General features: G+C 64.7%; 24 protein-coding genes. 13 read left to right on the forward strand and 11 right to left on the reverse strand.

What is annotated here, in order from left to right:
• Window positions 1-17: 17 nt before the first annotated feature.
• The 5 genes from IRI77_RS31115 (at window position 18) to IRI77_RS31135 (ending at window position 4204) form a co-directional block, all read left to right on the forward strand.
• Window positions 18-518: a DUF3224 domain-containing protein gene (locus IRI77_RS31115; RefSeq protein WP_228486411.1), complete on the forward strand. Its 501-nt coding sequence runs from the start codon at window positions 18-20 to the stop codon at window positions 516-518.
• A gap of 12 nt (window positions 519-530) precedes the next feature.
• The gene (locus IRI77_RS31120; RefSeq protein ID WP_194448849.1) at window positions 531-1061 is read left to right on the forward strand and encodes an opioid growth factor receptor-related protein; all 531 of its coding nucleotides are present in this window, start codon (window positions 531-533) and stop codon (window positions 1059-1061) included.
• Window positions 1062-1252: 191 nt separating this feature from the next.
• On the forward strand, window positions 1253-1975 hold the full coding sequence (locus tag IRI77_RS31125; protein ID WP_228486412.1) for an EF-hand domain-containing protein: 723 nt from the start codon (window positions 1253-1255) through the stop codon (window positions 1973-1975).
• Between the two features lie 36 nt (window positions 1976-2011).
• A complete protein-coding gene (locus IRI77_RS31130; RefSeq protein WP_194448850.1) occupies window positions 2012-3550 on the forward strand; it encodes a DUF2271 domain-containing protein in 1539 nt (512 codons plus the stop codon).
• 3 nt (window positions 3551-3553) lie between these two features.
• A complete protein-coding gene (locus IRI77_RS31135; RefSeq protein ID WP_228486413.1) occupies window positions 3554-4204 on the forward strand; it encodes a PepSY-associated TM helix domain-containing protein in 651 nt (216 codons plus the stop codon).
• Here IRI77_RS31135 and IRI77_RS31140 read toward each other — a convergent pair.
• Both IRI77_RS31140 and IRI77_RS31145 read right to left on the reverse strand, forming a co-directional pair.
• The gene (locus tag IRI77_RS31140) at window positions 4201-6828 is read right to left on the reverse strand and encodes an ADOP family duplicated permease (RefSeq protein ID WP_194448851.1); all 2628 of its coding nucleotides are present in this window, start codon (window positions 6826-6828) and stop codon (window positions 4201-4203) included. The two genes, IRI77_RS31135 and IRI77_RS31140, sit on opposite strands and share 4 nt — an antisense overlap.
• A gap of 4 nt (window positions 6829-6832) precedes the next feature.
• Window positions 6833-7171 carry a PadR family transcriptional regulator gene (locus IRI77_RS31145; RefSeq protein WP_194448852.1) on the reverse strand — a complete coding sequence of 113 codons (339 nt, stop codon included), beginning with the start codon at window positions 7169-7171 and terminating at the stop codon, window positions 6833-6835.
• Between the two features lie 120 nt (window positions 7172-7291).
• Between IRI77_RS31145 and IRI77_RS31150 the strand changes: the two genes are divergently transcribed.
• The 4 genes from IRI77_RS31150 (at window position 7292) to IRI77_RS31165 (ending at window position 10173) form a co-directional block, all read left to right on the forward strand.
• On the forward strand, window positions 7292-8086 hold the full coding sequence (locus tag IRI77_RS31150; protein WP_194448853.1) for an ABC transporter ATP-binding protein: 795 nt from the start codon (window positions 7292-7294) through the stop codon (window positions 8084-8086).
• Window positions 8083-8829, forward strand: coding sequence for an ABC transporter permease (locus IRI77_RS31155; protein WP_194448854.1), 747 nt, complete (start codon window positions 8083-8085; stop codon window positions 8827-8829). Before IRI77_RS31150 ends, IRI77_RS31155 begins: the two co-directional genes overlap by 4 nt.
• A gap of 2 nt (window positions 8830-8831) precedes the next feature.
• Window positions 8832-9446: a TetR/AcrR family transcriptional regulator gene (locus tag IRI77_RS31160; protein ID WP_194448855.1), complete on the forward strand. Its 615-nt coding sequence runs from the start codon at window positions 8832-8834 to the stop codon at window positions 9444-9446.
• A 94-nt stretch (window positions 9447-9540) separates the two neighbouring features.
• A complete protein-coding gene (locus tag IRI77_RS31165) occupies window positions 9541-10173 on the forward strand; it encodes a hypothetical protein (RefSeq protein ID WP_194448856.1) in 633 nt (210 codons plus the stop codon).
• A 99-nt stretch (window positions 10174-10272) separates the two neighbouring features.
• Here IRI77_RS31165 and IRI77_RS31170 read toward each other — a convergent pair whose 3' ends face one another.
• Window positions 10273-10716 carry a hypothetical protein gene (locus IRI77_RS31170; protein WP_194448857.1) on the reverse strand — a complete coding sequence of 148 codons (444 nt, stop codon included), beginning with the start codon at window positions 10714-10716 and terminating at the stop codon, window positions 10273-10275.
• Window positions 10717-10974: 258 nt separating this feature from the next.
• Between IRI77_RS31170 and IRI77_RS31175 the strand changes: the two genes are divergently transcribed.
• Entirely contained in the window at window positions 10975-11961 is a 987-nt protein-coding gene (locus IRI77_RS31175; protein WP_228486414.1) for a DUF4380 domain-containing protein, read from the forward strand.
• 70 nt (window positions 11962-12031) lie between these two features.
• Window positions 12032-14767 (forward strand): GH116 family glycosyl-hydrolase, encoded by a 2736-nt coding sequence (locus IRI77_RS31180; protein ID WP_194448858.1) that lies wholly within the window; start codon window positions 12032-12034, stop codon window positions 14765-14767.
• 148 nt (window positions 14768-14915) lie between these two features.
• On the opposite strand, the gene IRI77_RS31185 is transcribed toward IRI77_RS31180, so the two are convergent.
• Window positions 14916-15389 carry a DinB family protein gene (locus IRI77_RS31185; RefSeq protein WP_194448859.1) on the reverse strand — a complete coding sequence of 158 codons (474 nt, stop codon included), beginning with the start codon at window positions 15387-15389 and terminating at the stop codon, window positions 14916-14918.
• A gap of 89 nt (window positions 15390-15478) precedes the next feature.
• On the opposite strand from IRI77_RS31185, the gene IRI77_RS31190 reads away from it, so the two are divergent.
• Entirely contained in the window at window positions 15479-15946 is a 468-nt protein-coding gene (locus IRI77_RS31190) for a MarR family winged helix-turn-helix transcriptional regulator (RefSeq protein ID WP_194448860.1), read from the forward strand.
• 60 nt (window positions 15947-16006) lie between these two features.
• Window positions 16007-16879, forward strand: coding sequence for a pirin family protein (locus IRI77_RS31195; protein ID WP_194448861.1), 873 nt, complete (start codon window positions 16007-16009; stop codon window positions 16877-16879).
• 99 nt (window positions 16880-16978) lie between these two features.
• Here the strand turns inward: IRI77_RS31195 and IRI77_RS31200 are convergent, their stop codons facing one another.
• From IRI77_RS31200 to IRI77_RS31230, 7 genes are all read right to left on the reverse strand, one after another.
• Window positions 16979-17485 carry a VOC family protein gene (locus IRI77_RS31200; protein WP_228486415.1) on the reverse strand — a complete coding sequence of 169 codons (507 nt, stop codon included), beginning with the start codon at window positions 17483-17485 and terminating at the stop codon, window positions 16979-16981.
• A 90-nt stretch (window positions 17486-17575) separates the two neighbouring features.
• Window positions 17576-18928, reverse strand: a complete 1353-nt coding sequence (locus IRI77_RS31205; protein ID WP_194448862.1) for a sigma-54-dependent transcriptional regulator — start codon at window positions 18926-18928, stop codon at window positions 17576-17578.
• Window positions 18925-20691: a sensor histidine kinase gene (locus IRI77_RS31210; protein ID WP_194448863.1), complete on the reverse strand. Its 1767-nt coding sequence runs from the start codon at window positions 20689-20691 to the stop codon at window positions 18925-18927. Before IRI77_RS31210 ends, IRI77_RS31205 begins: the two co-directional genes overlap by 4 nt.
• Window positions 20688-21947: an ABC transporter substrate-binding protein gene (locus IRI77_RS31215; RefSeq protein ID WP_194448864.1), complete on the reverse strand. Its 1260-nt coding sequence runs from the start codon at window positions 21945-21947 to the stop codon at window positions 20688-20690. Before IRI77_RS31215 ends, IRI77_RS31210 begins: the two co-directional genes overlap by 4 nt.
• Window positions 21910-23004: a hypothetical protein gene (locus IRI77_RS31220; protein WP_194448865.1), complete on the reverse strand. Its 1095-nt coding sequence runs from the start codon at window positions 23002-23004 to the stop codon at window positions 21910-21912. The genes IRI77_RS31215 and IRI77_RS31220 overlap by 38 nt, the downstream gene beginning before the upstream one ends.
• 65 nt (window positions 23005-23069) lie before the next feature.
• Window positions 23070-24215 (reverse strand): prohibitin family protein, encoded by a 1146-nt coding sequence (locus IRI77_RS31225; protein ID WP_194448866.1) that lies wholly within the window; start codon window positions 24213-24215, stop codon window positions 23070-23072.
• Window positions 24139-24723 carry a L,D-transpeptidase gene (locus tag IRI77_RS31230; protein WP_194448867.1) on the reverse strand — a complete coding sequence of 195 codons (585 nt, stop codon included), beginning with the start codon at window positions 24721-24723 and terminating at the stop codon, window positions 24139-24141. The genes IRI77_RS31225 and IRI77_RS31230 overlap by 77 nt, the downstream gene beginning before the upstream one ends.
• Between the last annotated feature and the right edge of the window lie 95 nt (window positions 24724-24818).

Below are 24818 nucleotides of genomic sequence, written 5' to 3' on the forward strand. Positions count from 1 at the left end.
TGCATAATGGACGGGCCATGCAGAAACTCACACGTAGCGCCGCCGGCGGAATGCTGGCCATTTTCCTGGTGTTCGGAGGAAATAGTCTGCTGACGGGACAGGCGTCGAAGGAGAAGAGCGTGACGACGAAGATCAGCGGACCATTTCGCGCCAAGATCAGCCCCCTCCAGTTGGAAGACAAGACCGAGGGGACCATGCTGGGCCGGATGGCCATCTTCAAGACCTATGAGGGCGACCTGGCGGGGACTGCGCGCGGCGAGATGCTGACGGCCGGGACGGCGGTGCAGGGCTCGGCCGGGTATGTGGCGGTGGAGCGGGTGACCGGGACGCTGAAGGGCAGGAAGGGCTCGTTCGCGCTGCAGCACAACGGGGTGATGGACCGGGGCGCGGCGCAACTGGTGATCACCGTGGTGCCGGATTCCGGGACGGGCGAACTGACCGGCTTGAAGGGCAAGATGGCGGTGCGGATCGAGCCGGACGGAAATCACTTTTACGACTTTGAGTACACGCTGCCGTAGGGGAGGCGTGGGATGACTGCTGCTGCTGAATCGCCGCTGGTGAGCTTCTACGGTGGGACGACCCGCGATGATGAGGGCCGGTGGCTGCAGGAGATCCGGCAGTGGCCGGATGAGCGGCTGGAGTATACGCACGACTACATTCAGTGGATGTTCCCGCTGCGGGAGAGGAGCCAGTTCAACTCCGGGGCTCCGGTGCTGGATGAGGCGGCGATTGCGGTGTTTCTTCACGACGCGGGGTTGCGGGCGGAGCTGTTCGAGTCGTTGAAGCGGATGCTGGTGTTCTACGGGTTGGAGTGGCACGAGGGGGCGGTGCGGCGGACCGAACGATTTGCGGAGCGGGCTGGCGAGTGGGTGGCGGCCGGGCATCACAACCACCTGCGGATTACACGGATCCTGAAGTGCCTGACGCTGCTGGGGCTGGCGGATGAGGCCCGGGCGTTCTTCAATTGCCTGTCCGCGGTGTATGAAGAAGAACGGGGGAAGGCGCGGCCAGGGATCAGCGCCGTCACGTTCCGCTTCTGGTCGGACGCTTTGCGCGGCTGACGGCCGATTCTCTTAACACTCCTTACGTGACGGGCCCGCTGTGTAAAACCAGGCCGTTTCCAGGCGGGTTCGACGGGTACACGCACGGCGATGAGACGGGGTTTGTAACCTTCGTGGAGAAGATGCCCGTCCATGGAGAGGTCAGAGAGCGGTGGCTCCGGCTGTCCAGTCCGGAGGAATTTCGAGGCGAAATGATCAGAAGCAGAGCTGTTTGTATTGCGCTTGCCGTGTCGGCAGCGGTGTATGGGCAGGAGCGCGAGGGCGGTCCGAGGCGGGGTTTTGGCCAGGGCGGATTCATGCGGATGAGCCCGATTCTGGCGGCGGTGGATGCCGACCATGACGGGACTATCTCGGCGGCGGAGTTGAAGGCGGCTCCGGCGGCGCTGAAGTCGCTGGACAAGAACGGCGATGGACAGTTGACACAGGACGAGCTGCGGCCGGCGTTTGCGCGCGGCGGTTCGGGCGGTGGCCCTGGAGCGACGCAGGCTCCGAGTGCGGACGAGCTGGTGAAGACGCTGATGGCCTTCGATAAGGACGGCGACGGGAAGCTGTCGAAGCCGGAGCTGCCGGAGCGGATGCAGGGTTTGTTCGATCGCGCGGATGCGGACAAGGACGGCTTTCTGACGGCGGAAGAGTTAAAGAAGACGGCCGCGGCTCCGCGGGCGGAGCAGGCTGGGCGGCGGGGTGAGCGGGAAGGCGGCGAGGGCGGACGGCGGATGCAGCGCGTGGATCCCGTGACGGCCGCGTTGGATGTGGATCAGGATGGAGTGATCTCCGCGCAGGAGATGCAGGGCGCCACGGCTGCGCTGGCGAAGCTCGATCGCAATGGCGACGGGCAGTTGACCGAGGACGAGGTTCGTCCGAACTTTGGCGGGCGCGGCGGACAGCGGCCTCCGCAGGAACAGAACAAGTAGCCGACCGGCTCAGAACCCGAGTAGCAGAACACCGATATGAAATCACTGTCAGTCTGGATCGCCGGAGTTGTCCTCACTCTTCCGGCCCTGAGTGCGGCGAGTATGCCTACGAGCCGCGAGCGGATGCAGACGTTCCATCACGAGAACGTGCTGGGGACATCGATGGAGCTGAAGGTGTCGGCGGCGACGCGCGCGCAGGCCGAGGCGGCGGAGTCGGCCGCATTGAAAGAGATCGACCGGCTGGCGCGGATCCTGAGCTCCTATGATGCGCAGAGCGAGTTCAGCCGCTGGGCCCGGACGTCGGGCGAGGCGGTGCGGGTGTCGCCGGAGTTGCTGGAGGTGCTGGGGCTGTTTGATCAGTGGAGGATGCGGACTGGCGGCGCGCTGGACGCGTCGGCGGAGACGGTGAGCCGGGTCTGGAAGCAGGCGGCGGCGCAGGGCCGGGTTCCCACCGCTGCCGAGATGGGCGCGGCTGTGGCTGCGGTCCGGCAGGCGCATTGGATCCTGGATGGCGCGGCGGGTACAGCGACGCATTCGAGCACTGCGGCCCTGGTGCTGAATTCGTTCACGAAGAGCTACATCGTGAATCGAGCGGCGGAGGCCGCCCTGGCGGGCGAGGGCGTACGGGCGGTGGTGGTGAACATCGGTGGAGACCTGGTGGTGCGCGGGTCGTGGAGTGAGAACGTCGAGATTGCGGATCCGCTGGCCGATGGGGAGAATGGCCCGGCTTTGACGCGGCTGCGAGTGGCGGATCGGGCTGTGGCGACTAGCGGGAACTACCGGCGCGGGTTCGACATCGGCGGTCGGCATTACTCGCATATCGTCGACCCGAGGACAGGTGAGACGGCGGAGGATGTGGTGAGCGCCACGGTGGTGGCTCCGGATGCGGTGGATGCGGGCGCGCTGGCTACGGCGTTTTGCGTGATGTCTCCGGCGGAGAGCCTGGCTTTCGCTTCGACCATGGAGGACGTGGAGTTTCTGATTGTCGAGCGGAACGGGCGGCGGACGGTGAGTCCGGGTTGGAGCGGGTTGGAGGTTCCGCGTTTGCAGGCGGCGGGCTTCGCGGCCAAGGCGGCTCCGGTGGCGGTACAGGGCGGCGGTTCGGTTCCGGCGGCGGCTGGGATGGAGTTGCTGGTGCAGTTGGAGTTGGCACGGATCGAAGACGCGCGGGCGCGGCGACCGTTTGTGGCGGTGTGGATCGAGGATAAGGACCATGTGCCGGTGCGGACGATTGCGTTGTGGTTCGACAAGGATCGCTGGCTGCCGGATCTGAAGTCGTGGTATCGCGGCGACCGTTTGCGGGCTATGGCGGAGGGGACCGAGATCGCCGGGTCCGTCTCGAGCGCGACACGGCCTCCGGGAAAGTACACGCTGCGCTGGGATGGTAAGGACGATAAGGGCAAGGCCGTGAAGCCGGGCAAGTACACGGTGTGCATTGAGGCCGCTCGCGAGCATGGCACGTATCAGATCCTGCGGCAGGAGATGGATTTCAGCGGGGCTCCGAAGCAGGTGCAGCTGCCTGGGAATACGGAGATCGCGGGGGCGTCGTTGGATTACCGGAAGGCGAGTCACTAAGGTATGCGAGGCGCGTTTGCTACGCCTGTCGAGGAGACGCCTGTGACGCGGCACCGCATGGCCCCGTGGAAGCGCCGGCTGGCGATGGTCTCCCGCTGGCTCCATATCTACCTGTCGATGGCGAGCTTCGGGATTCTGTTCTTCTTCGCGGTGACCGGGTTGACCTTGAATCACACGGAGTGGCTGAAGGGTCAGCAGCGGACGGTGCAGTCCAAGGGGAGCGTGGATCCTACGTGGGTGCGCGGCTCCGATGAGAAGAGCGTGGCGAAGCTGGAGATCGTAGAGCTGCTGAGGAAGGCTCACGGCGTGCGGACCGAGATGAGCGAGTTCCGCATCGATGAGTTCCAGTGCACGGTCTCGTTCAAGGGGCCGGGGTATGCGGCGGATGCGATTGTCGACCGGGCTACGGGCCGGTATGAGTTCACTGAGACGCGCATGGGTGCGGTGGCCATCCTCAACGATCTGCACAAGGGCAGGGATAGCGGCAAGGTGTGGTCGGCGATTATCGACGTGTCGGCGGTGCTGATGACGCTGGTGTCGCTGACGGGCCTGGTTCTGATCTTCTACCTGCAGAAGCGGCGGATGTCCGGGTTGGTTTCGCTGGCCGCGGGCGTTGCGCTTTGCTGCCTCATTTACCGGCTGTGGGTGCCCTAGTCGGACTGCAGGGCGGCCCGCGGGTCGCTCTGGGCCGCGGTCCAGGCGGGCTGCAGGGCCGCCGCGGCTGAGACCAGGAACAGGAACGTAAAGACCGAGGCGAGGACTCCCGGGTCAGAGGCTGTCACTGTGTAGAGTAAGTCTTCGGCGGCTCGGCCGGCTCCGTAGGCGGCGGCCAGGCCGGCCAGTTCTCCCAGCACCACGAAGATGAGCGCACTGCCCGTGATTTCGAGCAGCAGGCGGCGGCGGCCCGCGCCCAGGGCCACTTTCAGGGCGATTTCGCGGGTGCGCACGGCGAGGCTTTCGGTGATGACGCTGTAGACTCCCGCGGCGGCGAGGATCACGGCGCAGGCGGCGAACCAGAGCAGCAGGATCATGTTGAAGCGGTGGCGGGCCGTGTCCTTCTCGATGAGTTCACCCAATGTCGCGACGCCGGCGATGGCCTGGCGAGGGTCGATCTCCGCGGCGGCCTGGCGGACGAGGGCGACCAGTTCCTGGGCCGGCCTTATGCCCCGCACGACCACATAGTTGGTTTGGATTTCGGTCTGCAGGTAGTTCACATACAGATCGACTCCGGTCTCGGTGACGCGCCGGTAGCGAGCCTCGGCGGTGACCCCGATGACCTTCCACCAGACGGCGTCGGGGCGGCGGCCGAAGCGGAGCCGCAGGCCCATCGGATCGTGCCCGGACTTGCGCAGTTGGCGGGCCAGGGCGTTGCTGATGATGACGACGGGCTCGGCTTTTTCGAAGTCGGTGAGACGGAAGTCGCGGCCCTCGAGCAGGGGCGTACCGACGGTGGCGAGGTAGCCGGGCGTGACGACTTCGTAGTTGGCGGAGGGCAGCTCTTCGTTGCGATGGCGGCCGGCCTCGAAATCGAACTCATAGCGCAGATCCCAGCCGACGTTGCCTTCGAAGGGGCGCAGGAGGACGGCTCCGGCGTTGGTGACGCCCGGTGCGGCGCGGAGCTTTTCCAGAAGGCGGGTATAGAACGCGTCGCGCGATTCGGCCGTCAGGCCGGAGCCGCGCAGGGCCAGGTTCATGGTGACCGTGTCGCGATTGGCGAAGCCGACGTCGGTGGTGAGCATGGCGCGGTAGCTGACGACGAGCAGTACGCAGATGGAGAGCAGCAGGACCGTGGCCGCGGTCTGGGCCATGACGAAGACGCGCTGCAGGCGCTTGCCCGTACGAGAGCCGGCGGTGCGCTGGCCGCCTTCGCGCAGCAGGGCGTCGAGATCGAGCCGGGTGATGAGCCAGGCGGGCGCGAAAGAGCAGACGAGGGCGGCCAGGGTGGCCATGGCCAGGGCGAAGGCGAGTCCGCGCGGGTCCAAAGTGGCGTCGGTCAGGCGCGGGATGTCGGCCGGGGCCCAGAGGACGAGCAGGCGGATCAGGCCTGCGGCGAGTACGGTGCCCGACACGGCGGCGAGGACGGCGGCCGTGAGTCCTTCGACGGCAAACTGGGCGAGGATGTGGCGCGGTGCGGCGCCCAGGGATGCGCGGGTAGCGATTTCGCGGCGGCGGGCGAGGGCGCGGGAGAGGAAGAGATTGCTGGCGCAGATGCAGGCGGCGATCAGGAGAAGAAGCGAAGCTCCGAGGGAGATCCAGAGATGGATGCGCGCCGAGCCCGTCCAGTATTGGGGCAGCGGCGTGACGACGGCTTTCTGGGAGTTCGAATAGAACTGCGGGTAGTCGCGAGCCTGGCGCTGGAAGAGCGAAGCGACCTGGGCTTGGATGGCGGAGGCGGCGTAGCCGGGGCGCACGCGCGCAATGGCCTGGAGGTAAGTGGCTCCGCGGCGCTCCTTCATGGGCGTGACGCCGAGGGGTACCCAGATATCGACGCCGCGCGGGAAGTCGACAGCGGGCGCTGTCACGCCGATGACAGTGACTCCGGTGCCGTTGAGGCGGATCTGGCGGCCCAGGATGGCGGGATCGGCCGAGAAGTGCTTGCGCCAGACGTGATCGGAGAGGATGACGACGGGGGCGGCGTTGACTTGCTCGTCGGCGTCTGAGAAGTCGCGGCCGAGCGCGGGTTTTACGCCGAGGACGCGGAAGAAGTCGTGGGAGACGGGCGTGCCTTCGAGTTGGACGGGATCTTCGTGGCCGGTGTCGAGGACTCGGCCGTAGCCATAGAGGGTCGTCGGCATGAGCGCGACGGACTCGAAGGGTTTGAGGGCCTGGAGATCGCCGAGTTCGGGGTAGGCGAGTTCGACGAGCGCGACTCCGGCGACCTGGTCCTGCTTCCAGATCACCTGGATGGCGTCCTGATCGGGGAAGGGCAAGGGCTTGAGCAGGACGGCCTGGACGAGCGAAAACATGGTGACGCTCATGCCGATGCCGAGGGTGAGAATGGCGATGGCGAAAAGATAGGCGGAGCCGTTGCGGCGGAAGGTGCGCAGGGCGAAGGAAGCGTGGCGCAGGGCCGTTTCCAGGGGCTGCAGCGGGGTGGACTCGTAAACGTCCTCGTGAATGAGGGCCGGGTTCCCCAGGCGGCGGCGGGCGTAGAGTTCGGCTTGTTCCGGGGTGTCACCCGCGTCGAGGCGCTCCTGTTTCAACTGGGCGAGATGGTCGGCGAGTTCCGCGTCGAGGCCGCGGTTGTTGCGGAAGCTGTTGAAGAGGCGCGAGAGCATGGGCTTAAGCGGGCCTCATGACGCGGGTGATGGCGTGGACGAGCGTCTGCCAGCGGGAGTGCTCCAGCGCGACCTGCTTGCGGCCGGCGGGCGTCAGGCTGTAGTAGCGGGCGCGGCGATTGGTGGGGGAGACTTCGTACTCGGCCTTAATGAGCTGTTTGGACTCGAGGCGGCGCAGGGCGGGGTAGAGCGAGCCGTGGTCCACCTGCAGCAGTTCGTCGGAACGCTGCTCGATGAGTTTAGCGATCTCGTAGCCGTTGGCTTTGCCCGGCAGCAGGATCTGGAGAATCATCATGTTGAGGGTGCCCTGGAGGATATCGACGGGCTTGGGCGGTGCGGCCATGGAGTCAGTTTATCATTCCACCGGTAGAGAAACGACTATTAAGACGCGGCGCGCGTTATTGACATTAATGAACTGAACCGTTTAGTATTCCAATGAGGTGCAAGGAGGCCTACGGCAGTTATGATCCAGGTGGAGAATCTCTGCAAGAAGTACGGCGACTTCACGGCGGTCGACAACATTTCCTTCCAGGTGGGCCAGGGCGAGATTTTCGCCTTTCTCGGACCCAACGGGGCGGGGAAGACGACCACCATTAAGATGTTGACCACGCTGCTGAAGCCGACCGGCGGCCAGTTGCGGATAGACGGTCTGGATCCATCCGACAACGCGAATGAAGTGCGGAAGCGCTTTGGGATCGTCTTCCAGGACCCGAGCCTGGATGGTGACATGACGGCGTACGAGAACATGGAACTGCACGGCGTGATGTATCACGTGCCGCGCAAGACACGCATTGCCCGGACCGAGGAACTGCTGCGCACGTTCGAATTGTGGGAGCGGCGCAACGACCAGGCGAAGATGTTTTCGGGCGGCCTGAAGCGCCGGTTGGAGATTGCGCGCGCATTCCTGCACACGCCGAAGATCCTGTTCCTGGACGAGCCGACGCTGGGCCTGGATCCGCAGAATCGCAACCAGCTCTGGAGCCAGGTGAAGATGCTGAACAAGTCAGAAGGTGTGACCGTGTTCCTGACCACGCATTACATGGACGAAGCGGACCGCGTGGCGCAGCGGATCGCGATCATCGACCACGGGAAGATCGTGGCCGAAGGGACTCCGGAGAGCCTGAAGCAGCAGACGAACACGACCTCGCTGGAAGACGCATACCTGGCCTACACAGGTTCATCCATCCGGGACGAGTCGGCCAATGTCTCTTCTGACCAGTTGAGGCAGGTGGCCCAGATGTGGAGCAAGAAACGATGAGCACCGTTTACATCCTGTGGTTGAGGGAACTACGCCGCTATGTGCGTTCGCGAGCGCAGATCGTGGCTTCACTGGGGCAGCCGCTGCTCTACCTGATCGCCCTGGGCTTTGGCATGGGGCCCATCTTCCAGAAGGCCGGCCAGGGCAGCTACCTGCAGTTTGTGGCGCCCGGCGTGATCGCCATGTCCGTTTTGTTCAGTTCCGTGTTTTCAGGGATCGGACTGCTGTGGGACCGGCAGTTCGGCTTCCTGAAAGAGACGCTGGTGGCTCCGGTGCCGCGGATCCAGATCATGCTGGGCAAGACTTTGGGCGCCGCGACGGTGGCGGTGATCCAGGGTCTCCTCGTCGTCGTGGTCTGCTTCCTGGCTGGCTTCCGGGTGGCCAACCCGGCCATGCTGCCATTCGCGCTGCTGTTCATGGTGCTGATCGCCTGCGTGTTCAGCGCGCTGGGAACGGCCATCGGGTCGGTGCTGGAGAATATGCAGGGTTTCCAGTTGATCATGAACTTCCTGGTGATGCCGATCTTCTTCCTCTCCGGGGCGCTGTATCCGCTGAGCAATCTGCCTTCCATCATGACGGCGGTTACGAGGCTCGATCCGTTAACCTATGGAGTGGATGGACTGCGGACCTCGCTGATTGGCGTTTCCCACTTCAGCCTGGGCCTGGATGCGCTGGTGCTTGTCAGCGTAGCGGCGGTCCTGATGTTTGTCGGCAGCCATTTGTTCTCAAAGATTCAGGTCTGACCATGGCTCGTACACGAAGCGACAGTGCGCATCGAAAGGTCCTGGATGCCGCGCTGGCGCTCTTCGCCGAGCGGGGCATCGACGGCACCAGCATGGATTCCGTGGCTGAGCAGTCGGGTGTCAGCAAGGCGACAATTTACAAACACTGGGCGGACAAGGACGCGCTGATCCTCGAAGTGATGGCCGACATCAACGGCCTGAATGCGCGGCCTAGCTTCGATACGGGTGATACCCGGGCGGATGTGCGAGCGGTGCTGGCTTACCGCAACCCGGAAGGGGCCGAGGTGCACCAGAAGTTCATGCCGCACTGCATCGCCTATTCGGCGCGCAATCCCGAGTTCGGGCTGGCGTGGCGGCACATGGTGATGGAGCCGCCGCGCCGTGAATTGCGGCATCTGCTGGGGCTCGGCGTGGAGCGCGGCGAGTTGGAGCCGGATCTCGACATCGAGGGTTCGCTGGCGCTGCTGCTGGGTCCGGTGCTGTATTGGTACATCTTCTTCAAGGGCACCAAGGAGAAGCCCACCGTGGTGGCTGAACGCGTGGTGGATGCGTTTTGGCGGGCTTACGGGGTGAAGGTGGCCGGCGCACGCGGCAAGGCGAAGCGGGCCAAGTCCTGAGGCCGGCGGCTCGGCTCCGCGGGTCGATTGAGAAAATCTCATGATCCAGTGATCCGGATCGCTTTTTGTCTGCGCGTCTGTTCAGTGAGGAAACATGAAACTCACTGTTCTCGCTCTCGGAGCACTACTCACGGCAGCCGCCCACGGCGCCACCCTCTACGACACACTCGGACCCGCCAACAGCTATCAGCTTTCCGGTTCGACGATCGGCGGCTCCTATGATCAGGTGGTCGCCAACCTCTTCGACCCAACCCAGGGCGGGCAGATCAGCCAGATCACCCTGGCGATGGGCCACACCTCGGGACAGAACCTCTACCGGCTCGACATCATTGCCAACAATGACGGCGAAGGTCCGACTGGCGCGAACCTCTTCACGCTGGATTTCAGCCTGACCGGATATCTGACGACCCTGAATCTCTCGAATGGCCCCTCGCTGCAGGCCGGTGGTCTCTACTGGATGGTGATCAGCGGCGCGGGTGAGGCCACCCAGGGCGCCTGGTGGGGCAACAGCGGCGGATTCCGCGGCACCACCGGTTGGCACAATACGCAGCCTGGTTTGTCGGCGAGCGCGGTGAACTGGCATCTGAACGGCGACAGCTACCTGAACGCCTTCCGGGTGAGTTCGGGGACGACGCAGGATCCGCTGGCTGCGCCTGAACCGTCCACGGCCCTGCTGGCTGCGCCGGCTCTGCTATTGCTGGGCTGGTTGCGGCGGCGGCGGGCGTAACTGCCCTGGCTGCTCCGATGGAGCCGGCCAGGGGGGCCGTCCGCGGACGAGGGCGTCCGCCCTCCCGGCGGGGATGGCGGCTGGAGCCAAAGTCAGGACCTAGTCCGTACTGCCCGCGACGCGCAGGGCGTCTTCAATTTCGTACACGCGGTCTTCCAGGTCGCGTGTCGGCTTGCCGGCCGCCTTGGCCGTTTCGACCTTCTTCTGCGCCGCCGCCAGCCGCTTCTGAAGTCCCTGCAGCTTCGGATCCGGCTTGGCCGGCGGCTGCTCTTTTTTGGGGGCGGGTGCTGCCGCGGTGGCCGCGGCGGCAGGAGCGGGTTTCGGAGCGGCTGCCTTCTTGGGCTTGCCTGCCTTATAGCGGAAGGACGTCACGGCCGGCGGGGGCTTGAGACCCGGTCCGAAATCCGCGCGGTACTCCTCGGAAAGCCTCACCGCCTCCTGCAACAGTTCGCGGAAGCGAGCCTCCATAGCAAGTTTGGCCTTGGCGCGCAGATCGCCTCCCTTTTGTTTCCACTGCTGATACTCGGCAATGACGTCGCTCATGAATTCCATCCTACCCTGTTTCTTCGCCCCTGCGGTGATGCATCGCGCACTCGTGGGACTCCTTCAGCTTACGCCGTGAACCGGGCCGGTTGAGTCTGCCGGATGTGATGGATAGGCGGTTATTCACGAACTCCTGTGATAGAGTGTTGCCCAACGGCGGTCAGCCTTGTCCACGCTGAGGTCGCAAATACACTCCCCTCACTGGACCGGGCCCGCGGTTCACAACATTCTGGTCACGGAAAGGACCTCCCAGGGCCCATGGCGCAAGTAAGATTGGCGATCGCCGCATTAGCCGGCCTCAGCTTTGTCAGCAGTGCGGCTGTCACCGTACAAAAACAGAACTATCAGGGGTGGCCCAACAGCTACCGCATCAGCAATGGCGAGGTGGAACTCGTGGTGACGGGCGACGTCGGCCCGCGCGTGATCCGCTACGGCTTTGTGGGCGGGCAGAACCTGTTCAAGGAATATAAGGAGCAACTGGGCAAGAGCGGCGAGGCGGCGTTCCAGGCGCGCGGCGGCCACCGGGTGTGGAAGGCGCCCGAGGATCCTGTCGCCACCTGGGCTCCGGACAACGTGCCTGTGGAGGTGAAGCAGACAGCCCAGGGCGTGATCGCGCGGGAGCCGAAAGAGCCGCTCACCGGGCTGCAGAAGGAGATCGAGATTCGTCTGGCGGCCAGCGGCAGCGGTGTCACTGTGATCCATCGCATCACAAACGGATCCCTGTTCCCGCTGGAGTTCTCGGCCTGGGCGCTGACGCAGATGGCCCAGGGCGGCACCGCGGTCACCGGCTTCCCACCGCGCGGCAAGCACCCGGTGAACCTGGAAGCCACAAATCCGCTGGTGATGTGGGCATACACAGACCTCTCTGACAAGCGCTGGACGTTCACGAAGAAGTACCTCATGCTGCGCCAGGATCCGGCGAATGCCGAGCCGCAGAAGCTGGGGACCTTCAACGCAGACACCTGGGCGGCGTATGTGCTGAACGGAGAGGCCTTCGTGAAGCGCGTGAGGGCGGACGCGAGCAAGACCTATCCCGACTTCGGCTGTTCGTTTGAGACCTTCACGAACGATGAGTTTCTGGAAGTAGAGACCGTAGGCCCGCTGACCAAGCTGCAGCCCGGCCAGACGGTGGAGCACGTGGAGAACTGGAGTCTCCACAAGAATGTGCGTCTGGATGCCAAGACCGACGCCGCGCTGGACCAGTTGATTCTTCCTTTGGTTCAGGCGACCAACGGGGTGCGGTAAGACGGACGCGTCCAGCGAGGGGGATTGGTAGTGCCGCCAGGCGTGGCCGCGCGCGAAGGAGCGACGTCTCATGAGTCGAAAACAGAGTGGAGCCGATTCCGGCCGGCGAGGCTTCCTGAAAAAGGTGGCCCTGGGGGCGGCGGCGGTACCGGCGGTGGGACAGACAGCGGCCGCGCCTGCCGCAACGGCAGATCCTGCTCCTGCGGCCGCCGCCAGCCCCTTTGAATACCCGCGCTCGTTTCGCGGCCGGCAACTGGCCACCATCGCCTTTCCCCTGGGCGGTGTGGGCGCCGGCAGTGTGAGCCTGGGCGGGCGGGGCCAACTGCGCGATTGGGAAATCTTCAACCGGCCCGAGAAGGGGCGCCTGCTCAGTTACACGTTCCCCAGCATCTGGGCGCAGGCCGGGGCGGGCAAGCCGGTGGCACGCGTACTGGAAGCCCGGCTGCTCTCGCCCTACCAGGTGGGCCGCGGCCTGGATCCGGCGCAGGTGTCGGGCCTGACGCGCCTCGAGGACGCCAAATTCACGGGCGAGTTCCCTATGGCGGGGATTGAGTTTCACGACAAGACCCTGCCGGTGAAGGTGAAGCTGGAAGCGTTCACGCCCTTCATCCCCTTGGAGCCCGACGATTCCGGGCTGCCGGTGGCCGTGCTGCGCTACAAGGTGACGAACCCGGGCAAGGTGGCGGCCAAGGTGTCGATCGCCTACTCCATGGATAATCCGGTCGGCTTGAATCCACGCGCGCGGCCGGAGCGTGGACGGCCTCCGGAACAGGAGCGCACGAACGAGTTCCGCACCGGCAACGGTCTGCACGGCCTCATGATGACCGATGCAAAGGCCGCGGCCGGCGCTCCCATGACCGGTTCCGTCGCGCTCTGCATCCTGAACGCGGGCGATGGGAAGGTGACGCATCTGCGCGGCTGGCAGAAGGCGAAGTGGTGGGCCAGCCCGCTGCTGTTCTGGGACGATTTCTCGGACGACGGGCAACTGGGGCCGGAACCGGAGTCGCGCAATACCGTTGGTTCCCTCTGCCTGCAACGGACCATCGCGCCCGGCGCGGAGGCCGATTTCACGTTCCTACTGGCCTGGCATTTCCCTAACCGGACGCCCGCCTGGTGCGGTTGGGTGGCGCCGCAGGGCGACGAGAACGTCGTGATAGGGAACTACTACGCGCAGCGCTTCGCCGATGCCTGGAAGGTGGCGGAGTATATTGCTTCCCATCTCGAACCGCTGGAGAAACGGACGCGGGCGTTCACGGCGGCCATCCGCGCGTCCACGCTGCCGGCCGCTGTGAAGGATGCCGCCACGGCCAACCTCTCCACCCTGGTGACGAACACCTGCTTCCGCACCGCCGATGGGAAGTTTCGCGGCTTCGAAGGCATCGACGATGAACGCGGCTGCTGCTTCGGGAATTGCACGCATGTCTGGAACTACGAGGTAGCCACGCAGCACCTGTTCCCGTCGCTGGCACGCTCCATGCGGGAGTCCGCCTTTGAATTAGGGGCGGCGATGGAGGGCGTGATCCCCATCCGGCTGATGATTCCGGAGAAGAAGCAGACCTCGGGGACGACCGCGGCCGACGGCACGATGGGGCAGATCATTAAGGCCTATCTGGATTGGCGGCTCTCGGGCGACGAGGCCTGGCTGAGGAGTATGTGGCCGAAGATCAAGCAGGCCATGGAATTCGCGTGGGTGGAAGGCGGCTGGGACGGCGACCGCGATGGCGTGGCGGAAGGGGTCCAGCACAACACCTACGACGTCGAGTTCTATGGGCCGAATCCGATGTGCGGAGCGTATTACCTTGGCGGGCTGCGCGCCTGCGAGGAGATGGCCCGGGCCGCGGGCGACACAGCGTTCGCCCAGCAGTGCGCGGGCCTGTTCCACAACGGCAGCCGCTGGATCGATGCCAATCTCTTCAATGGCCAGCACTACATCCAGAAGATCCAGGGCATCCCGACGGCGAAGATCGCCAAGCCGCTGCGGTCCACCGGCGGCGCCGAGGATCCGGAGCATCCCGATTTCCAGTTGGGCGAGGGCTGCCTCACGGATCAGTTGATCGGCCAGTATCTGGCGGATCTGGCCGGCCTCGGGCCGCTGCTCGATCCGGCCCACATCCGCAAGACTCTGGAAAGCATCTACCGCTACAACCACCGCTCCACCCTGACGAATCACGACTCAGTGGAGCGGATCTATGCCCTCAACGACGAGGCGGCGGTGCTCATCTGCGACTACGCCGCGGGCAAGCGGCCGCGCATCCCATTCCCCTATGCCTCAGAGGCGTGGACCGGCATCGAGTACCTGTTCGGGACCCAACTCATCGCCGCTGGGATGGTCCGCGAAGGCACGCAGTGCTTTGAGGATGTCCGCAGGCGATACGACGGCGAGAAGCGCAATCCGTGGGACGAGATCGAGTGCGGCCACCACTATGCACGCGCCATGTCGGCGTGGTCGGGCGTGCTGGCGCTCACCGGATTCCAGTATCACGGCGGAGCGGGGAGCCTGGCCGTCGCGCCCCGCATCCGGCCGGAAAACTTCACGTCCTTCTGGTCGACTGGCGGCGGGTGGGGTGTATTTTCGCACTCCCTCAAGGGCGGGCGGACTCAACTCACGGTCTCGGTGACGGAGGGCAAACTGTCGTGCCGGACGGTGGAAGTGTCGGGCGGCGTGGCTGCCGGCGGAGCGTCCGTCGCCAGCATCGGCAACAGCAAACTGGCCCATGAAGTGAAGCGGGAAGGCAAGCGGGTTCGATTCGTCTTTGCCGAGCCGCTGGAGATCGCGGCTGGAGAAACGTTGACGCTTTCGGTCTAGGCGCCGGCTGCCTGGCCGTTCGGTACAAGGCCTGCAGGGTGCCGGCATCTGACCCCATGACCGGTGCCCGCCGGAGGCGGTGGTTCCACGAACGGAATCTCCGCCTCCGATTGTTGGACTCGCACGATGGCGGAAATCGGCGACGGCCTTAGCGTGCCGCGATCGCCTCAATCTGCTGGATGTGATTGTTGTCGTGCCCAGCCATTGTCTCCACCAGAACCCCAAACGACATCGTGCCGCGCTCAGGATGCGTGAGCGGCTTCGAGAAGTCCGCGGCCGGGACCGACTGGATGAAGGCCACGTTCCATTGCCGGACCGCGGTAAAGGTTGCCAGTGCGGCATCCGTCGAATAAGGAGTGTAGGACGAGGCCCAGCGATCCTGGTCGAAGGGCTGGATGACATGGTGCTCGTCGGAAATCGACTGCCGCAAACGAAAGGCGAAAACGATCTCGGTGTCTGCCAGGTGGCAGAGGATCTCCCGAGCGCTCCATTTGCCCTCGGCCGGCGCGATGTTCGCGCGCTCGGGTCCTAGAGTGGTGAACAACTCCTGTAGCCGCGCGGGCGTCCCGGCAATGATCTGCTGGGGATCGCGCCCGCCTGTGAAGGAAGCATAGGGGTTCATAGGGGTCGAATTTAGCACACACCCGGTGGTGGTGTTGCATGATCTGAATCTTTTCTTGATATCAAGCATCTTTACATCAAGAGAACGAGATGCAGAACAGCAACCCAAGCAATTCAAAAGCCCAGGCGGTTCATCTCTGGCTGGTCCTCTCGCGGGCGTCGCATGTGATTGAGATGCACGCGGTGCGAAGCATCGAATCGATGGGGATCGGCAAGAGCGACTTCGCGGTGCTGGAGGCGCTGCTGCACAAGGGTCCGCTGCCGGTGAACCTGCTAGGCCGGAAAGTGCTGCTCACCAGCGGCTCCATCACCACGGCGGTCGACCGGCTGGAAGAGCGCGGCTTGGTCCGGCGCTGCAACGATGCGAAGGACCGCAGGGCCCGCATCGTCTCGTTGACACAGGCGGGTTCGGAGCTGGCTGAGAAGCTCTTTGCCGCACATGCCGACGATATGGAATGCGCGGCCGCTGTGATTTCGGAAGAAGAGCAGGTGACGCTGATCCATCTGCTGCGCAAGCTGGGGCTGGGCGCTGGGGCGTTGCTGCACTCGCCCTCTTAGAGAGAGGCGGGTTGCGCATCCCCTGCGAGCAACAGAGTGGCAAAAGAAATGAGGATGAATATGAGCGACTTCAAAAAACTGACTGGTGTCCATGGCTCCGGGTCCACGCACTGGGTGGGCGATGGTTTCCCGGTACGCAATCTGTTTCCTTCGAACGGCCTGAACGGGGAAGTGAGCCCGTTCCTCATGCTGGACTACGCCGGCCCCCGCATGTTCGAGCCGGCTGCCCGGCCGCGCGGCGTCGGCGAGCATCCGCACCGCGGGTTTGAAACCGTCACGATCGCCTACCAGGGTTCGGTGGCGCATCGTGATTCCGCCGGCAACTCGGGCGTGATTGGACCGGGGGACGTGCAGTGGATGACTGCTGCCTCGGGTGTGGTCCACGAGGAGATGCACGAGGCGGAGTTCACGAAGAAGGGCGGCATCTTTGAGATGGTGCAGCTTTGGGTGAACCTGCCGGCCAAGGAGAAGATGTCGAAGCCGCGCTACCAGGGCATCGAGAGCGCGCAGATTCCGGTGGTCGAGCTCGGCGAAGGTTCTGTCGCCCGCATCATCGCCGGTTCGTGGGCGGAGGCGCAGGGCGCTGCGCAGACGGTTACTCCGGTGGAGTTGTTCGACCTGCGGCTGAAGGCCGGAGCCAAGGTCGAGATCCCGGTGCCGGAAGGCCACAATGCCGCGGTTGTGCTGTTGCGCGGCGGCGTGACTTTCAATGGGGAAAAGACCGTCAAGGGTGAGGCGCAGATCGCGACCTTCACTACGCGCGGCGGACAGATTGCGGTAGAGGCCCTGGAAGACACCACCTTGCTGGTCCTGGGCGGTGAGCCCATCAACGAGCCTGTGGCCAGCTACGGCCCGTTCGTGATGAACACCCGCGAGCAGATCATGCAGGCGATTGAGGACTTCAACGCCGGCAGGATGGGGCGGCTGAGCTAAGCGCTCACTGGAGACGGGAAAGGGCCCGGCATCACTGCCAGGCCCTTTCTTTGGACCTTGTCGGAAGCAGCCGGCGGGCAAGCCCGCCCGGTTCGACCTTTACGGCTTTGCAGCCGGCTGCCAGAGCTCAATCTTGTTTCCGTCCACGTCATAGATCCAGGCAAAGCGACCGTAGGACTCGTTCATTCGTTTCGGATCTATCTTTACGCCCTCCAGTTTCAGGCGGTCGAGCAAAGCATCCAGGTCGTCCACGATGTAGTTGATCATGAACGGTGCGGGCCCGAGATAATCAGTGGAGGCGGGAAAAAGAGTCCAAACGGTAACGTGTTCTTTTTGCGGGTCGTCGTGTTCGCGCCACGGCAGCATGACACCTTGGCCTTTGTCCGCGAGCCCAAGATGCTTCGAATACCATTCGCGCATCTGATCGCGATTGGCGGATTTGAGGAAAACACCGCCGATTCCCAGGATGCGCCCGCGCTGTTCCACTTTGACAGCCGGCTTCGTGTTTTCAGGCTGCGGAGATTTCACTTCCTGTCCTCCTCTTGAGCACACCGGGAAGAGCAATAGCGTACCGAGCGCAATTGTGCCCCAGGTTTTTCTGCGCATTCGTGGATTATACAAGGTTTCCATTTAGCTCGAGATGATGGCTCCTTCGAGTTTGCTCGCCCTTCACCATTGCTCCTGACACGGGGAATCCTACTGCCCCTTGCGCAGCGACTCGACTTCGATGCCCGTCTGCGCGCACTTCTTGTAGAGATGGCTGCGCTCCAGGCCCAGTGCCCGCGCTGTCTCGGTCATGTTGTACTGCTGGCGCTTCAGCTCCTGCAGGATAGTCTCCTTCTCAAAGGCGTCCATCCGGGCCGCCAGCGTTCCGGTGGCCGCGCCGGCTTCTCTCGAATGCGGCAGGCAGAGGCGCACGGCCTCCTCATCCACCTCGCCTTCGGCCAGCAGCAGCGCCCGCTCCACTGCATTGCGCAGCTCGCGCACGTTGCCCGGCCACGAGTATCCCTCCAGCGCCTGGAGTGCTCCGCTGGTGAAGCCTCGCACGCGCCAGCCGTTCTGCTGGCTGATCTGCGCCGCCAGATGCTCGACCAGCACTGGGATGTCGCCCTTGCGGTCACGCAACGGAGGCAGTTGCACGGGAATGACATAGACGCGGTGGAAGAGATCCTGGCGGAAGCTGCCCGCGCGCACCTGTTCCTCCAGATTGCGATGGGTGGCCACGACGACACGCACGTCCACGCGCACGGTACTGCTGGAGCCGATGCGCTCGATCTCTCCCTCTTCCAGCACCCGCAGGAACTTCGCCTGCATGACGGCCGGCATGTCGCCGATCTCGTCCAGGAACAGCGTCCCGCCGTGAGCCTGTTCGAACTTGCCCAACTGGCGGGCGGTGGCTCCGGTGAACGAGCCCTTCTCGTGGCCGAACAGTTCCGACTCGATCAATTCCTGCGGGACGGCCGCGCAGTTCAGCGTGATGAACGGGCCGCCGCGCCGGTGGCTCTTTTCGTGGACGGCCCGGGCGATGAGCTCCTTGCCGGTTCCGGTCTCACCCAGAATGCAGACGCGGGACTCGCCGGTGGCCACTCGTTCCACCTGGGTCATCACGCGCCGCATTGCGTCACTCTTCCAGACGATCTCGTGCCGCCCCACGCGCTGCCGCAATTCGCGGTTCTCGGCTTCGAGCCGGGTCAATTTGAGAGCGTTGTCCAGCGCCAGCAGCAGCCGGTCGGTGGAGAGCGGTTTTTCCAGGAAATCGAGCGCGCCCAGTTTCGTCGCACGCACCGCCATGTCGACCGTCGCCTGGCCGGAGACCATGATCACCGGAGTGGAGATGCCCAGGCCCCGGATCTCTTCCAGCAGGGCAATGCCGTCCTTGTCTGGCATCACAACGTCCGAGAGGATCAGGTCGAAAACCTGCGTGCGGACGCACTCCAGTGCACGCTGCGCGCTGTCGGCGAGCGTCGTCTGATGGCCGGCGAGGCGGAAGGCGAGCGAGAGGGACGCGAGGGTGTTCGCTTCGTCGTCGACAATCAGCAGGTGGCTCACTCGACCCTCCCGGCGGGCAGTGTGATCAGGAAGCAGGCTCCTTTGCCCGGCTCACTGGTCACGCTGATCTTACCCTGATGGTCGCTGACGACGCTCTGGACGATCGCCAGCCCGAGTCCGGTGCCGTGGCGCTTCGTTGTGTAATACGGCGTGAACAGGCGCTCGCACTCCTCCTGCGTCAGGCCCTGGCCGCTATCCGCCACTTCCAGGGAGACGCTGCCTCCTGCCTGGGCCGTGCGGATTCGAAGCGTGCCGCCGGCCGGCATGGCGTCCATCGCGTTCAGCACCAGGTTCTTCAACGCCCGGCCCATCTGCTCCTGGTCGAGTTGCACCGGCAGGGGCTCGCTGGAGAGTTGCAGGGCGAGTTCGATGGGCGCCGTGGTTCGCGCGGCAAATTGGGCTTCGAACAACCGCACGACTCCGCGCACCACTTCGTTTAACTCGGCTGGTCCTTTGGTGGGTTGCGGCATCTTGGCGAAGTCGCTGAAGCGGTCGACGATGCCGCGCAGGTTGCCGAGTTCGGCCAGCAGCGTCGACGTGCACTGCTCAAAGACCTCTTCGAATTGCTGCGGATGCTGGGCGCGCGCCTTGCGCAGGTTTTCTACCGTGATCTGCAGGGGGAAGAGGGGGTTCTTCAACTCGTGGGCCAGGCGCCGGGCCAGTTCGCGCCAGGCCGCGACGCGCTCCGCCTGGATCGCGCGGGCGCGCTGCTCCGAGAGCTGCACGGTCATGGCGTTGAACGACTCGGCGAGGTCGCCGATTTCGTCTCCTGGCGAGATGCTCACTCGCGCATTCAAGTCCCCGCCCGCTACGGCTTTGGCGCCCGCCGCCAGCAGCTTCACGGGCCGCGTGACTCGTTCCGTGGTCCACAATCCCGTGAGCAGCCCCAGCAGGATGCCTGACGCGCCCACCAGCAGGCCAGTCCACAGGATCGAGCGCTGCAAGCGGATCTGTTCCCGCAAAGACGTGCCAATGAACAAGACGCCCACCACCTTGCCGCCGCTCAGAAACGGCATCGCCTGTAGCGCTTCAGCGCTCTCGTTGGATGCCTCCCATTGGATGGTGGCGTTGGCGGGCTTGCCGGTGCGCTCCACTTCGGCCGCCAAGAGGGCCAGGCGGTCTCCCTGGATCAGCGGCCCGTTCGCGTCGAATACTTCCTGGGCCGAGAGCCACAGCACGGCGCGGGTACCGGGGCTCGCGCCGATGGAGGCCAGGAACGACGGGTTCAACCGTTCGGCGCCCAGCACGAAGATCTTCTTCTCGCCCGCATTCACCGTGCGGACCGCTGCCAGTGCGGCAGCGCTGCCTTCCTGTGTCGGCACTCGCGTCAGGAAAGGATCGGGCGAAGTCCGGCCGCTCTCGGCGCCGGCCCAGTCGTTCTTGTAGCCGAAGCGGGCGGGCCAGTGCGCGGACGAGAGGATGGAGAGGTCGGGTTGTACAAGGTCCAGGAAGTCGAGGCTCTGCGTCTCGGCCAGTGTGCGCGCGTCGTTCAGCAGCAGCGACAGGTCGGGCGACGGCCGGTTCGCTTCGATGGCGACCCGCAGCGCCGTTTCCGAAATGGCCGCCTTCTGGACCCGTGCCGCCACCTCCTGGCCGCGTGTCGAAAGGTCCTTCTGGAATTGGCGAAGCGCGGTCTGGCGCCGATCCAGGTCCATTCGCTCAAACGTCAGCCGGGTCCACAGGGAGATCGCGCCTGTCGCGAGGGCAACACTGCCGGTGACGGTGAGCGACGTGATGAGCAGCAGCTTTGTGCGGAAGGTCATGGACGCGCCTCGGGCAACCACACCTCGGCCAGCGTCCAGCGGACGGCCGGGTTCCATTGCCGCACACGCGGACTCGCCAGATAGGAAGCCGGCAGGTGCACGAGGGGGATCACCCGGAAGCCCTCCAGCAAGGCCTGCTCCCGTTCCCATCCACTGCCCGTCCGCTGTGCCGGGGGCAGGGCCAGGGCGAACTGGTCCAATGTCCACTCGAGATCGGGCTGGGTGACGCGCAGGCGGATCAGGCGGAGGCCGGGGCTTCCCGGCGTGTTCCGCAGCGTGAGACCCGCCTCGGCCGCATTCAAGGCGATTCGCTCCGCCACGCTTTGCAGGACGGGGTCCTGACGGTCGTAGGTGAACGACAGCGGAGCGGAGCCGGTGGCCAGTTGTTTGGCTTTGACGACATCGCGGTCTGTCGGGAAGACGAAGGCATAGCCGCTCAGCCATTGCGGCGCCAGGGCTCCACTGGCCTCGCCCCATTTCTGGAGCAGCACGCTTTGGATGGCGCTGCGGTCCAGCGACAGGGCGACAGCTTCCCTCTGCACCGGCGTGGAGGCGTTATCGAAGCTCAGGGCGAGCGTCTCCACCAGCGGCGATTGCAGCACGATGCTGCCGCGTTGACGGGCCCTCCGCACTTCAGTGATGGGGATCTCCGTGATGTCGGCGCGGCCCATCTCGAAATCCAGCGCCTGCTCGCGCAGCGGACGGCCCATGCGAATCTCAATCGCATCGAGAAACGGCCGTCCACCCCAGTAGTTCTCGTGAGCCGCGAGCACGATGCTCGCGTTGGGCTCAAACTGGCTCAACTTGAAGGGACCGGTGCCCACCAGTGCGCCGTCCGATCCGCGAATCACCACCGCGTTCTTCGGCCGGGCCAGATCGCGCAGGATCTGCTCGATGGGCCGGTCGTCTCCGATGCTGATGACTCCGCCCGGCGGCGCCCACACCACCCCGTTCTGAAACTGGACCTTCGGGCGAGCGGTGAACACCCATTTCTTGCGCGCCGTGTCGTGGATCCACGAAGTGGCCAGCCAGGGCTGCGGTTCGCCCCGATCGTCCAGACGCACGAGGGTCTCATACACCTGGCCGGTCAACTGCTCCTTGGCGGCGGCCTCCGTCGGTTCCACGGCAATGTCGGTGGGATCAAGATTGCGAACGACGGCGCGGATTTCGATCCGCAGGGTTCCGCCGTAGTGCGGCCGCTGCCCCGCGGCCAGCAGGCTAGCGGCTGCAATCCAGAGTAAGGCTGTACGCTGCATATCTTCCTGAAGGGGCCGTGCGGCAGACGGCCAGGGCGCCGCCAGGCATGGGCCATAGCGCGGTAATGGAGCCTGGGAACTCGGCGGGTTCCGAGGTCTCCACCGCCCGGCCGTCCACGATCCGGTAGGCGGTCACGACGTCCAGTCCTGCCCGTGTGCTGGCCTTGGCCGCCAGCACCTGCCCACCGCAGGCCGGCGCGAAATCACTATTCCAATCGTCGATCACAGCCAGGGGGCGCTGATCCTGGTTGTAGAGGTGAACCCGTCCGTCCAGGCCGGAGAGCAGGTGCAACGGCCGCGCGGCGGTGCCCAGCCGGGCGTAAGAGTAGAAGACCGGCCAGCCCTCGGTTTCCAGCGTGTTGCGCGCCGGGGTGAAGTGCGAGGCACCCGGCCCGCCTTCGAACTCGCCCGGCTGGTTCTCACAGTTCAGGTCGAGCGCCGGCTGCCAGGCTCCGCGGCAGCTCAAGCCCGGAGCCAACACTCGAAGGCTCTCCGCGTCCAACAGCAGGCGCCCGCGCGGATCGCGCGCCGGAGGCAGGTCGAGATCGCGGGTCGAGGCTGGTTCCCAGATGCCGGACCGGCGCAGGTACACGGTCACCTTCTCCGGATCCAGCACCAGCAGGCGGTCCTGCACAGGCATCGCGTCGAGGATGGGTCGATCCTGTTCCCAAAGCAGGCGGCGCTCCAGCGTGGGGAGATTGGCGGTGACCACCGCCGGCGGACGGTAAGAGGCCATCTCTACGGCGCGCTCGCCTTCCCGCCGGATCTCGACAATCAACAGAAATTCCCGCGGACTTTCCGAAAGAGTCAACCGCACTTCCGCCACCGGAGCCTGCCGTGGAGTGCGGCGCCGCAGGGCGCGGTCGATCGCCCGCTGCGCCACGGCCAGGTCGGAGTTGCTCAGACTGGAGAGATTCCGGCCGCTCAGGTGCACCGCGGTGCCCGCCGGAATACGGGCCGCTACCCTGCGGCCCAACGCCTGCGCTGTCTCGTCCAGCGTCTGCGCAAACACGATTTGCGAGACGAAAAACAGCACCGCAATGGCTTTTTGGATCAACGCCCGGATCATAGCAGAATAGACACGGGGACGGGCTATTTGCGGCCCGCCCCCTGTGACGCTCCTCATTGCGCGGAGTGCCCTGTCATAGCGCTCCGCAGTACATCGGTGGCGAAGAAGTTCTTCACATCGGCGGGGATCATCATGATCTGCACCTTATCGGACAGCCGTTCGGCGATGATCTTCTGAATCAGCATGGGATTCTCTTTCAGCACCACGGCTTCCAATCGCATTTTCTCCGAATTGGCCGAGGCTACGCGCCGAATGCGCACCTCTTCGGCTTCGGCCAGTAGCTTCTGCCGCTCCGACTCGGCGCGGCTGTCCAGCAGCTTGGCCTGCGCCTGCCCTTCGGCTTCCTTGATGGCGATGTCGCGCTGGCTGGAGGCTTCCATCTGGGCGACCTTCACCGACTTCTCCTTGGCCTCCAATTCCACGGTGAGGCGTTCGTTCTCCTGTTCCTTCAGAAGCATAGCTTCCAGGCCGCGAGCGTACTCGGCGGGCAACTGCACGTCGCGCAGGATCACTTCCTTCACCACGATGCCATCCGCTGAAAGGCGTTTGGCGATGCGTCCGGCCGCGATCTGCCGGATCTCGTCGCGCTTGCCGGAGAAGAGGTCGCGGATGGGATAGTTGGTGGTGAGTTCGCGGAACGCGCTGGTAACGACCGGCGCGACCACGTCTTCGTCCACCGATTCTGGTAGCGAGGTATGGATTCTGTAGAGCTGGTTTGGGTCCAGGCGATAACGCACGGTGACGGCCAGGCTCACGTTCAAGCCCTCCTTGCTCTGCGAGCGGAGCCCCTCCGGCTTCTTCTTTGGGTCGTCAGAGGCGGCGGCCGTGAACACGCTATCGCGAATGTTGTACAGCACGACGCTATCGATCATTGGTGTTACGGCGTGGACGCCGGGATATAGTGTGCCGGGCAGCGGCCCGGAGATCTGGCTGACGCGGATGCCGGCGGAGCCACTGGGGATCACGAGGATACTCAGCGCGATCACCAGCGGCGGGGCGGCCAGGATAGCCAGGCGCAGGCCGAGCCGCCAACGGATAGGGCGAGCGGGTTCCGCAGCCTCCGCCGTTTCAACTTCACCGTCCGCGGGTTCCTCGCGGCGGACTTTGAGCAGCAGGTAAAGGTCATGGACGAGGATGATCGCCGCCGCCAGCAGCAACGATGCTCCGGTCGCCATCAAGAGGTACTTCAGCAACAACATTGAGGTGGTCTCCTTTGGGTTGGAACAACTCGGAAGTCTCGACGGACAGTTCGACCGTGGCGCCGACGCGCACGAGCTCAAACAGCTCTTCCACGTCTTCGTTGCGCATGCGGATGCAGCCTTTGGAAGCAGCTTTGCCGATGGATTCGGGCCGGTTGGTGCCGTGGATGCCGTAGCCCTTGGCGCTCAGGCCCATCCAGCGGGTGCCCACCGGATTGGTCTTGCCCGGACCCACGACCTTCGCCGGCCCGTACCAGGTGGGATTCGGAATGCGGTTGACGATCTCAAACGTGCCGGTGGGGCTGGGCGTCGTGGTTTTGCCAACCGCGACATCATAGATCTTCACCACCACGCCGTCTTCCACCAGGGCCAGCTTGCGGTCCGGGATACTGACCACAATCCGTTGAGCCGTACCCGCATTCTCGGCGGCGCGCGACTGCGCCGCTGCCAGCATCACCACCGCCAACAGGCGGCTGAACTGTCCGTGTCCGTATTCCTTGTGTTCCATGCACACACAGAATGCAGGCCGGAGGCCAAACGTGATGTTGTTGAAAATAAAGACGTTGCTGGATGGTGACCGCGTGTCCGCTCAGACACGCCGTG

The organism is Paludibaculum fermentans, from assembly GCF_015277775.1.
GTDB lineage: Bacteria > Acidobacteriota > Terriglobia > Bryobacterales > Bryobacteraceae > Paludibaculum > Paludibaculum fermentans.

What these genes read in the sequence shown, in the direction of transcription:
- IRI77_RS31195 (WP_194448861.1), top strand. Translation starts at nt 16,007, where the DNA reads ATGAGCGACTTCAAAAAACTGACTGGTGTCCATGGCTCCGGGTCCACG.
- IRI77_RS31230 (WP_194448867.1), bottom strand. Translation starts at nt 24,723, where the DNA reads ATGGAACACAAGGAATACGGACACGGACAGTTCAGCCGCCTGTTGGCG.
- IRI77_RS31180 (WP_194448858.1), top strand. Translation starts at nt 12,032, where the DNA reads ATGAGTCGAAAACAGAGTGGAGCCGATTCCGGCCGGCGAGGCTTCCTG.
- IRI77_RS31130 (WP_194448850.1), top strand. Translation starts at nt 2,012, where the DNA reads ATGAAATCACTGTCAGTCTGGATCGCCGGAGTTGTCCTCACTCTTCCG.
- IRI77_RS31150 (WP_194448853.1), top strand. Translation starts at nt 7,292, where the DNA reads ATGATCCAGGTGGAGAATCTCTGCAAGAAGTACGGCGACTTCACGGCG.
- IRI77_RS31225 (WP_194448866.1), bottom strand. Translation starts at nt 24,215, where the DNA reads ATGTTGTTGCTGAAGTACCTCTTGATGGCGACCGGAGCATCGTTGCTG.
- IRI77_RS31215 (WP_194448864.1), bottom strand. Translation starts at nt 21,947, where the DNA reads ATGCAGCGTACAGCCTTACTCTGGATTGCAGCCGCTAGCCTGCTGGCC.
- IRI77_RS31140 (WP_194448851.1), bottom strand. Translation starts at nt 6,828, where the DNA reads ATGCTCTCGCGCCTCTTCAACAGCTTCCGCAACAACCGCGGCCTCGAC.
- IRI77_RS31200 (WP_228486415.1), bottom strand. Translation starts at nt 17,485, where the DNA reads ATGCGCAGAAAAACCTGGGGCACAATTGCGCTCGGTACGCTATTGCTC.
- IRI77_RS31125 (WP_228486412.1), top strand. Translation starts at nt 1,253, where the DNA reads ATGATCAGAAGCAGAGCTGTTTGTATTGCGCTTGCCGTGTCGGCAGCG.
- IRI77_RS31115 (WP_228486411.1), top strand. Translation starts at nt 18, where the DNA reads ATGCAGAAACTCACACGTAGCGCCGCCGGCGGAATGCTGGCCATTTTC.
- IRI77_RS31185 (WP_194448859.1), bottom strand. Translation starts at nt 15,389, where the DNA reads ATGAACCCCTATGCTTCCTTCACAGGCGGGCGCGATCCCCAGCAGATC.
- IRI77_RS31135 (WP_228486413.1), top strand. Translation starts at nt 3,554, where the DNA reads ATGCGAGGCGCGTTTGCTACGCCTGTCGAGGAGACGCCTGTGACGCGG.
- IRI77_RS31175 (WP_228486414.1), top strand. Translation starts at nt 10,975, where the DNA reads ATGGCGCAAGTAAGATTGGCGATCGCCGCATTAGCCGGCCTCAGCTTT.
- IRI77_RS31120 (WP_194448849.1), top strand. Translation starts at nt 531, where the DNA reads ATGACTGCTGCTGCTGAATCGCCGCTGGTGAGCTTCTACGGTGGGACG.
- IRI77_RS31155 (WP_194448854.1), top strand. Translation starts at nt 8,083, where the DNA reads ATGAGCACCGTTTACATCCTGTGGTTGAGGGAACTACGCCGCTATGTG.
- IRI77_RS31190 (WP_194448860.1), top strand. Translation starts at nt 15,479, where the DNA reads ATGCAGAACAGCAACCCAAGCAATTCAAAAGCCCAGGCGGTTCATCTC.
- IRI77_RS31170 (WP_194448857.1), bottom strand. Translation starts at nt 10,716, where the DNA reads ATGAGCGACGTCATTGCCGAGTATCAGCAGTGGAAACAAAAGGGAGGC.
- IRI77_RS31210 (WP_194448863.1), bottom strand. Translation starts at nt 20,691, where the DNA reads ATGACCTTCCGCACAAAGCTGCTGCTCATCACGTCGCTCACCGTCACC.
- IRI77_RS31145 (WP_194448852.1), bottom strand. Translation starts at nt 7,171, where the DNA reads ATGGCCGCACCGCCCAAGCCCGTCGATATCCTCCAGGGCACCCTCAAC.
- IRI77_RS31160 (WP_194448855.1), top strand. Translation starts at nt 8,832, where the DNA reads ATGGCTCGTACACGAAGCGACAGTGCGCATCGAAAGGTCCTGGATGCC.
- IRI77_RS31165 (WP_194448856.1), top strand. Translation starts at nt 9,541, where the DNA reads ATGAAACTCACTGTTCTCGCTCTCGGAGCACTACTCACGGCAGCCGCC.